The organism is Candidatus Thiosymbion oneisti, from assembly GCF_900092655.1.
Lineage (GTDB): Bacteria > Pseudomonadota > Gammaproteobacteria > Chromatiales > Chromatiaceae > Thiosymbion > Thiosymbion oneisti.
In genome coordinates, this window is the sequence record NZ_FLUY01001089.1 from 1 (window position 1) to 1,752 (window position 1,752).

The window sequence follows — 1,752 nt, forward strand, 5'->3', positions numbered from 1 at the left end:
TCCGGCAAGTAGGGCATCCGCTCCCGTCGCCAACCGGCCAGATCCGGTACCGCCACTTCCACATTCCGCACGAAGTGGAGTTCCGGCTCATCGAAGATCCACCAGCCGCCAGGGCCTCCATTACCTTTACGAAAGGGGCCGATCAATTCAGCACCGAGCATAGAGCCGACGTTCACATGGGCTCCGGAAGGCCGCGGGTGAGTATGCAGCTGTCTGTTCAGGATCTCCCCGGTCACCTCTTCAGGTAGGGCCTCCAGGGACTCGTAGAGGGTGGGTTGAAGTGCTGGTTCCATCTGTTTGTCTCCTGTTTTCGGCTCTGGACTTTCCGGTGGCTGGAGGGCTGGGCTCACCACCAATCACCGGGACCTCGACCGATTTGCAGACAATATGAGTTTACCCGGACGTTTGCAGGCTATTGTCAGCTAATTTGGGTTGTCGGCAAAACGATAACCCTGAACTTGAAAACGTCCAATATTGCGCATAATGTATATTATGTAAAGTAAAGGTTAAACAGCTACCAACAGCCTTTCCGGGGGTCCTTCCATGGTTGCGATTTTTAGGCCGGCAACCACAGGTCTTCTAAAACGATAGATACGGCCTCGAACGGCGGTGCAATAACCCGGTCAGCATCGGCAAAGTGGCTGACCTCAAGCCAGGCATCGGCATCGAGTTGGTACACCTCCAGCGTGCGTTTGGCAGGATCGACCAACCAGGCATAGCGCACACCATACTGCGCGTAGAGGGGCATTTTGATCCCACGGTCCCTGCTCGCTGTGGATGGGGACAGGATCTCGCACACCCAATCCGGAACCACCTCGACACGGTGGCCCTCCGGAGGTACCGGCATGCGCTCACGTCGCCAGCCAGCTAGATCCGGTACCACGACCTCGGCATTGCGCACGAAGTGCACCTCAGGCTCGATAAAGATCCACCAACCGCCGGGGCCACCTCGGCCCCTCTGAAAAGGTCCTTCCAGTTCACTCCCGAGCACAAGGTTGGCATTCACATGGGGTATCGAGGGCCGAGGCTGGGTGTGGAGTTGGCCGTCTAGAATTTCCCCGGTTACACCCTCGGGCAGGGCCTCAAGATGTTCGTAGAGCGTCAGCCTGGCTTGCGGTTGCATTCCTTATTCTCCGTAGCCGGAGACACGACCTCCCGCTACTTTTTGAAAAGAATCCGGTAAGCGAGCAGCAAAACCAGCGCGCCGGCCATAGCCAGGCCTATGCTCACCAAGTTGAAGCCGTCTACGGCACCGACACCTAGTTGCGTGCCCGCAAAACCGCCTAGAAAAGCGCCGGCGATACCGATAAGAATGGTAACGATAATGCCGCCCGGATCATCGCCGGGCATGATCCACTTTGCCAAAACCCCTACGATAAGACCCAACAGAATCCAGCTTAAAATGCCCATCGTGTTACCTCTGGAAGTGGTTGCTCATGGTGTGGGATCGACCTGCGAAACTTCACAGTGATTTCCTCGTCCGCCCAGCCGGTTGCAGGCCGCACTGTCTTGCAAGCTCGCCCGCGACTACCCGTGGAACCGGACGGTTGGATATCACCCTGGCACAGGTTACCTCACGGTAAACCCTCATCTACTTCAGGTCAACGCCTCGCAACCAGAGTCCGAAAGGCACCGATCTTCGCTCTTTGACCCCCTCTCCCCAACCCAATGCCATTGCGCTGCGTGGGAACCTGGAAGCTCCGCGCCGCGGAGAGCATCGGGCCGATGTCCAGCATTCGTATACACGGGAAT

Annotated in this window: 2 protein-coding genes and 1 pseudogene; all 3 read right to left on the bottom strand. The window is 57.4% G+C overall.

Features of this window, described 5'->3' with window-relative positions; all coding sequences use genetic code 11:
- A pseudogene (locus BQ17_RS11030) lies at positions 1–293 on the bottom strand (Uma2 family endonuclease); the annotation flags it as partial.
- A gap of 263 nt (positions 294–556) precedes the next feature.
- On the bottom strand, positions 557–1,123 hold the full coding sequence (locus BQ17_RS11035) for a Uma2 family endonuclease (protein ID WP_089727018.1): 567 nt from the start codon (positions 1,121–1,123) through the stop codon (positions 557–559).
- A gap of 35 nt (positions 1,124–1,158) precedes the next feature.
- Positions 1,159–1,410 (bottom strand): GlsB/YeaQ/YmgE family stress response membrane protein, encoded by a 252-nt coding sequence (locus BQ17_RS11040; RefSeq protein ID WP_089727020.1) that lies wholly within the window; start codon positions 1,408–1,410, stop codon positions 1,159–1,161.
- Positions 1,411–1,752: the final 342 nt, after the last annotated feature.